The organism is Streptococcus sp. DD04 (genome assembly GCF_001578725.1).
Classification (GTDB): Bacteria; Bacillota; Bacilli; order Lactobacillales; family Streptococcaceae; genus Streptococcus; species Streptococcus sinensis.
On record NZ_KQ968977.1, the window covers coordinates 443,169 to 450,496 of the forward strand.

The window sequence follows — 7,328 nt, forward strand, 5'->3', positions numbered from 1 at the left end:
AGTATGTTCCTGTTTTGAATTTACGGATTGAGAAAATTTGTTTTGTTTCTTGATTCATGTGAATCTCCTTCATTTTTTTATCTAGTTTAATGACGTTTCGGTCATCAGTAGTTTTTCTTTTTTTTGATTAAGCTTGTTTTTTACGGAAGAACCAAGCCGTGACTCCGAGTAATGCACTTCCAAGGAGTCCCAATACATTCTGAGCTTCTCCTGTTTCAGGAAGGGTTGTTGTGGTACCATCTGCCTTTGTGACAGAGATGGTTTTATCGCTATTTGTTTTAGCGCCTAGGGCTTCTGGAGCTACTCGTGAGCCATCTGAGAGAACTAATTGCCCATTTTGGGTACTAACGATAGTTGCACCAGTGTTGGTCACTACTGGGTTTTCAACCGTTGGAGTAACAGGGATTGTTGGCTCGCTTGGCTTTGTGCTAGGATTTGGTGTTGGCGTCGTCTGACCATTACCATCTGATGGCGCTGGTGATGTCGGCTCTCCTGAAGGTTGGGTTGGCTCATCTGATTTTGGTTCTTCAGAAGGCGTAGATGGAGTTGTCGTTGACGGATCAGCTGGATCACTTGGCGCAGGGGTAACGGGTTCCGTAGTTGGAGGAGTTGTTGGAGTTTCCGAAGGTTGAGTCGGAGTTGCAGGATCCACTGGTGCGTCCGTCGCTGGTGTTGTCGTTGTACCTGGGGTAGGTGTTTCGACAGGCTGTGATGGTTGTGTTTGATCTACTGGTGTTTCAGCCGGAGAGACAACAACTGGAGTTGTTCCATCTACTGGAAAAGTTGTCGTTTCATCAGCTGAAGCTACTCCAGCTTGTGCCAGTGCTAACGTTGATACGACCAAGGTGGCCAGTAATTGTTTCTTTGTCATCGTAAATTTCCTTTTCTTTATTTGTTATAATTCGATTCTTTCGGTTCGGTTGTCACGACGAAACCTTTTTTTGAGTCAGTTGCTTTAACCTTAAAGGTTAGTCTGACATTGGACGGTTTATCGTCATGCTTTACAGAAAGAACATAAGTTGACATATATTCTTTAGTTTTAGAATCATACGTCATCTTTTCTAAAATGACTGATTGCAAGGTTCCCTCTTTAGGTGCTGTGTATTTAGCATCTCCATCTGAGAGATACTCTGATAAAGCTTCTTTGTTACCTGAGTAATACGTCGGTAAAAAGTAGCGATTAAAAACATCTACCTGATGTTCCTTATCAATCAGAGAATTTGTGTCCTTTAACTCTTGATAGAGATAAGTGACCTGCTCAGATTGCTTTGATAGCTGAGAAAATGCCATCATAGATGAGATGATACCGCCTGCTGCTAGAACACCTAAAAGACCTAATAGAATATAAACTTTCTTCAAAGAAGATTCTTTAATGCTTGATGCTGCAACTGGTTGAGCAGGGGGTACAGACATTTTAGAGACTTGCTTTTGAGTCGGTGCTACAGTTGATACTTGTTCACCTTCTACTGGAAATAGGGGTAAGCTTGATTCTTGGATTCCTAAGCTTACTTTGTAAGCTGGATAGATCTGATTCACAAAGTACTCACGCTTTTCGGTGTAAGTATATGATTGAAATTCAGGATCTATTAGAATGGCTTGAATCAGAGGCAATAGAAGATTTTGATAGTTTCTGTCAATAACAAATGGACTAGCAAATACTTCTCCTTCTGAAACAGCTTCTTTACCTTCTAAATGACAGATAGCAACCCTGTTCAATTGCAACTGTCCATAGGCATCTTGTAATGCTTGAAAAAGCAACTCCGCTTGACGAAACGTCACATAAGGCAGCGATTCTTCAATTGGATGCTGGAAGGTATCCAGATACTGCTGATCCAGTCCTTCTATAATTCCTAGAAGTTCACTATCATATTCTGGAGATTTTCCTTCTTCCCAAGTTATCTCTATAAAAAGATCATCAGTCACCAAACATTTATTACTTTTCTTGAAAGGGATAAATGCCATAGTAACCACCTTATCCTTTCACGAACTTAAAGCCCCATTCAATAATACTTGGACCAGCAGATACGGCAATGATTGCTACTGCAATAGCTACCCAGTGTTTTTTGATAGCAGCTTTGACTTCACGTCCACCAAAACCATAAACTAAACCAGTCACAACAACTGCAAGTCCCAAAGTAACCACTCCAATCCCTTGTACTTTAGAAATACCTTGTTGCGCTAATGCATCGGTTTTAGCGAAAGGATCATCTGCATAGGCAGTGTTGGTCAAGACCCCCGATAAAAAGAGTGACAAACTTAGTAAGTATCCTTTACCTTTTGCCGTCACTTTGTTGATAAAATTTGTCAATTTACTTTTCATAAAAGTCCTCCTTTAATTTATTGACATTCTTAATATAAGGGATAATTAAATTTTGTGCGTTAAGGGGACAAATCACAGGAAAAACTTTTTTCAGCTGAAAAAGGCATCCATTTCTCCTTCAATATCTAACTGAATTTGTCTTAAATCTTTTCTGTGTCGATCATCTGGTGCTTCCCCATCAACCCATAAATGAACATTATAGGTTTGTTTACTTTTTTCCAAGGTTAAGCTTTTAGCAGAAATAGGTGCTAATACTTTTCGCTTAATTAAACGCTCTAAAGGACGTGCACCATTTTTCACGTCGGTACCAACATCTGAGAGATACTGAATCAAACTAGGCTCATACGACAACGTTAGATTTTTTCGCTTCATCCGATCTGAAATTTTAGAGAGGTTCTTCTCTGCAATCTCTTCAATGACATTTCTCTCTAAGAGGTTGAAGATAATTTTATTTTCGATACGATTAAGAAACTCTGGACGAAACTCATTCTGTAGCTCACTTTCCATAGACTTTTCAAATTGCTGCCTATCACGATCAGTCAAATCTTTAAAATTACCCTTCAACTCCCACTTATTGATAATCTTCTTAGCACCAATGTTAGTCGTCATAATGACAATAATGTTTTTAAAGCTAACCAAGCGACCAGAACTATCTGTTAAACGGCCATCATCCAATACTTGCAAAAATAAGTCCATAACCTCACTATGAGCCTTTTCTACTTCGTCTAGCAATAAAACAGAATAAGGTTTTCGTTTCACACCTTCGGTCAACTGTCCTTTAGTTCGTGTCTCACGATTACCAATCAGCTTGGCTACATCTTCTTTTTTCTTGAACTCAGACATGTCAAAGCGAATCATCGCATCTTCATCATCAAAGAGTGCTTCTGCAACTGCCTTAGATAGTTCTGTTTTACCAACTCCAGTTGGGCCCAGGAAGAGAAATGAAGAGATCGGCTTATTTTCATCTTGTAACCCTGCCTGAGCAATGGTTACCGCATCTACAATAGCTTCAATGGCATCTTCCTGTCCTTTGACTCGATCCATCAACTTTTCTTTGAAGCCCTCTAAACGATCCTGGTCTCCTTTTAGAATTGTCGTCACAGGAATCCCTGTCTTATCTTTTAAGACCTGGGCTATATCTTCATCAGTAACAGTTGCTTTTCCTTCAGCCGCTGCAATCGTAGAAGCTTCATCGATTAGGTCAAAAGCTTTATCTGGTAAAAAACGATCTGTAATATAGCGGACAGATAGACGAACTGCTTGACGAACTGCTTCTGAGGAAATTTGAATCCCATGGAACTTTTCATAAATCATTTTTGCCTGATCAATAATGGTTATAGCTTGTGGAATCGTTGGCTCTTCAACCATAACAGGCTGCATCCGACGTTCCAGGGCCCTATCGGTTTCAATATAATCATGGAACTCATCTAAAGTAGTTGCGCCAATCAGCTGAATATCCCCACGTGCCAAAACTGGTTTAATAACATTTCCCGCATCGAGGGCTTGACCGTCCTGGCTGCCTGCACCAACTATGGTATGAAATTCATCTACAAAGAGAAGATTATGTCCGCGTGTGGCAACCATCTCTTCGATGATTTTCTTAAACTTAGCAATAAAGCCACCGTCATCTTCACTCATCAAACTAGAAAGCTCCAGGGAACGAACCGTTAATCCTTTTAAAGCTTCAGGAACTTGTCCACGCATAATAGCAAGCGTTAGACCTTCCACTATGGCTGTTTTACCAACCCCTGCTTCTCCCACTAGAATAGGATTATTTTTAGTTCTTCTGAGAAGTGAGATAATGACCGCTTGTACTTCTTTGTCACGACCATAAACTTGGTAGTCATCTGATTTTTTAGCAACCTTAGCTGACAAATTATCAGTGTACTTATCAAGATAGGGGGTCTTCAATTCGTCTTCCACTTCAATCACTCCTTCCTTTAGCAGCTGCAACTTGATCTGTTAACTTTTCTTTGATAGCATCGACAAACTCACGGGGATTAATTTCTCCCTCTCCAATCTGGGAAAGGAATAGCTCCCAACCACCCGTGGTTTCAGGACTTGCAAACTCATTATCATAAAGGTAATGAGTTAAGAGATAAGCCTTATCAGTTGGAAATAGTTGACCAGACTTTTTATTCTTAGTGATATAGCCACGGTCTTGAATCGTTTTTAGCATTGCTGCTCTCGTTGCCTGTGTTCCCAAACCATACTTCGGTAAAATCTCACTAATCAATTGAGACTCGGTAATCCTCTTAGGTGGTTTTGTAACACCTTCAAGAATCAACGTTTTTGTTTCCAATTGATCTCCTACACGATAATGTGGTAGTGTAACATCACCTTTTAATTTTTGCTTACTGAAGGAGACCCAACCAAAATCGATCATCTGTCTACCTGCTGCCTTAAAAATCAAGCCTTTATTTTCTACTTCAACAGTTGTGGTATTATAGCGACAATCAGCCGCAAACATCAAAAGTGTTCTGCGAACAATAGCTTCATAAATTAGCCGTTCATCTGGTTTTAAAGTCACTAGGTTAGGTATATTTTCTGTAGGAATAAGGGCGTAGTGACTTGTTTTAGCCACTTTTTCAGGATTAACGTATTTTTCCCTTGGCTCTAAATGAACTGGGTCAAAATGGCAACTAATAGCATCTTGATAACTTTTGATGTACGTCTTAAGATAATCAAATTCCTCTCTAGTAATGAATCGAGTATCTGTTCGAGGGTAGGATAAGTATTTTTTCAAATAAAGACTTTCTACTATCCTTTCCGTTTTGAGAGGTTCAAAGTCCCACCATTTAGCAGCAAGTCCTTGAATATCCGAGAGATTAAATAACTCAGGTGCTGCCCTCTGATGCTCTGTCATTTCAACTGAAGAAACCATCGAGGTAGGACTTAATTGTCGTGAATTGGCCAGAACCACATCACTATCTGAATACTTTTCCTTATTGGAAAATGTCACTCCTGTTTCTTTATCTTCTAGCTGTAATTTCCAATACGTTTGAGGCCTAAAATTCTGGATAGCTAAATCATTTTCACAAATTAAACGAACCGCTGGAGTTTGCACACGACCAACAGATAAGCTATTACCTTTTCCTCTGGGAAGTCGTCCTTTATTTTGTAAGGTCAGAGTTGCTAGAGGAGATAAATTCATTCCTACTAACCAATCTGATTGTGCACGTGCTTCAGCTTCTAAATAGTAGTTATAGGTTTCCATCGGTTCCCTAAGTGTCTGAAATGCTTTTTGAAGTGATCGAGTAGTAACCGAATTAACCCAAAGACGCTTAGTTACCTTACTTTTTCCTTCAGGAATGTGGGATAAAATTGAGTAAGCAATCCGCTCACCTTCTCTATCAGAATCCGTACCAATAATCACCTGATCAGCTGCCATCACTTCCTGATAAATCTGTTTAAAGGTATCTTTGGAAACTTTGTCTTGCTTTAGTGTTTGTTTAAACGATACATCGACCAAAGGCAATTTATCCAAATCCCAATTATCCTTTGGTAAGCCATACTCAAATAAATGCCCTTCCGCAGCAATCACATGAACCTCATCTGAAAAATATGGGGTATGTTTGATAATATGAACTTTTCCTTTTTTACTAGCTGGTCCCAAACTTTCTGCATAAGCAGCAGCTTGTGTTTCTTTTTCAGCTAGAATGACTGTTACCATATAGCTCTTCTCCTTTGTTATTAATAGTTTCAGTTTAAGAGATAATGAAGATTTCTGCATTAAGGGGACAAAGCCGTATAACTAAAACAGTCTTGATACTATTTGTTATATAACTTCTTATATCACTTTTTGCACACAAAAAAGGTACTCTCAATTGAGAATACCTTCTGTCTTAACGACTTGGCCCTTTTGTCGGGGCTTTAGGAAAATTTGGTGTCTGTCCTTGACTTTTTCCTAATTGATAAGGTTTTGTGTGATGCTCAATTTGTTTGTGCATCTTAGAAACTGTTTTATGGATTCGTTTCAAAGAGTCAGCTAATTGTTTATCATCTAATCCTTGTAAATTATCTGTCCACTTAGCCATATAATCAATAGCCTTTTCAGACGTATCTAATCCAAAATGTTTTGACAGTAAATGACTAGTCATTTCAGCTTCAAGCTCTTTTTGGACTTTTGGAAGTTCTTTATACTGATCTGATAGGCTAGGATTATGAAGAGTTGCGTGAGCTAGCTCATGAATGGTTGTAGCAATCTTTTCTCCAGGCGTATTATCTGGATTAATAAGAATCAAGTGTTCTTGTGGGAAAAAGGCACCCTTAGTATTTCCTAGCACATGAGCCTCATCTTTCATGATAGAAACACCAATGCTTTCAGCATAATCACAAAGACCTTCCAGCACCTCTTTCGTTTTTACCTTATCAACATCAAAGTTATAATGACGGTTTGGCATCGCTTTTGGATAGCTTTCTGGTTTTAAAGTGGTTTGTGACAACTCAAAAACCTTGTAAGTTGTAAACCTTGGTTGGCCAGTTTTAGGATTTCTCTCCTGGAATTGACGAACAGGGAGCTTGCCTGCTTTCACCAATTCCTTTTCCTGTGGCGTTGCATCTGAAAACTTTTTATATTTTGGATTTCCTTTATCATTTTTGACGTGATTTCCATTCTCATCTATGACAGGAATCATCCGAACCATCAACGGTCTAAACAATGTGATCTGAGACTTTTCGCCTGTTTTAACAGATAAACCTCGATGAACTACTTCCTTAGTTTCACCAGTTCTCTTGTTAACGTACGTTGCTTTTGTTTGGATAACGTCCTCTGGTTTAATTCCAAGGGCTTCTCCCATCGATTGCCACTGATCATAAGTAGCGACTGCATTTGCACCTCTCCATTGTTCCTGGATCAAAGCTACGTTACGAGGAGATAGTTGAGGGAACTTACTCATAAATTCCACGTACTCCATTAAGTCTTCAGGGGATTGTGTATACTCACGAATTTTCTGGAAGGCTCTTTCACTAATTTCATAAGCTGAGGCTGACTTATAATCAAATGGTT

Annotated in this window: 6 protein-coding genes; all 6 read right to left on the reverse strand. The window is 39.2% G+C overall.

Annotated features, from left to right (window positions below; genetic code table 11):
• Nucleotides 1-127 precede the first annotated feature (127 nt).
• Nucleotides 128-871: an LPXTG cell wall anchor domain-containing protein gene (locus tag STRDD04_RS04835; RefSeq protein WP_062199818.1), complete on the reverse strand. Its 744-nt coding sequence runs from the start codon at nt 869-871 to the stop codon at nt 128-130.
• A 17-nt stretch (nt 872-888) separates the two neighbouring features.
• Nucleotides 889-1,962, reverse strand: coding sequence for a hypothetical protein (locus STRDD04_RS04840; protein WP_017646910.1), 1,074 nt, complete (start codon nt 1,960-1,962; stop codon nt 889-891).
• Nucleotides 1,963-1,972: 10 nt separating this feature from the next.
• Complete coding sequence (locus tag STRDD04_RS04845; RefSeq protein ID WP_017646909.1) at nt 1,973-2,320, reverse strand: TrbC/VirB2 family protein; 348 nt, start codon at nt 2,318-2,320, stop codon at nt 1,973-1,975.
• Between the two features lie 90 nt (nt 2,321-2,410).
• Complete coding sequence (locus tag STRDD04_RS04850; protein WP_062199820.1) at nt 2,411-4,243, reverse strand: AAA family ATPase; 1,833 nt, start codon at nt 4,241-4,243, stop codon at nt 2,411-2,413.
• A gap of 1 nt (nt 4,244) precedes the next feature.
• A complete protein-coding gene (locus STRDD04_RS04855; protein ID WP_062199822.1) occupies nt 4,245-5,993 on the reverse strand; it encodes a type IA DNA topoisomerase in 1,749 nt (582 codons plus the stop codon).
• Between the two features lie 172 nt (nt 5,994-6,165).
• Nucleotides 6,166-7,328, reverse strand: a 1,163-nt coding sequence (locus STRDD04_RS04860; protein WP_156469052.1) for an ImmA/IrrE family metallo-endopeptidase, incomplete at its 5' end; no start/stop codon positions are given.

What these genes read in the sequence shown, in the direction of transcription:
- STRDD04_RS04835 (WP_062199818.1), bottom strand. Translation starts at nt 871, where the DNA reads ATGACAAAGAAACAATTACTGGCCACCTTGGTCGTATCAACGTTAGCA.
- STRDD04_RS04840 (WP_017646910.1), bottom strand. Translation starts at nt 1,962, where the DNA reads ATGGCATTTATCCCTTTCAAGAAAAGTAATAAATGTTTGGTGACTGAT.
- STRDD04_RS04845 (WP_017646909.1), bottom strand. Translation starts at nt 2,320, where the DNA reads ATGAAAAGTAAATTGACAAATTTTATCAACAAAGTGACGGCAAAAGGT.
- STRDD04_RS04855 (WP_062199822.1), bottom strand. Translation starts at nt 5,993, where the DNA reads ATGGTAACAGTCATTCTAGCTGAAAAAGAAACACAAGCTGCTGCTTAT.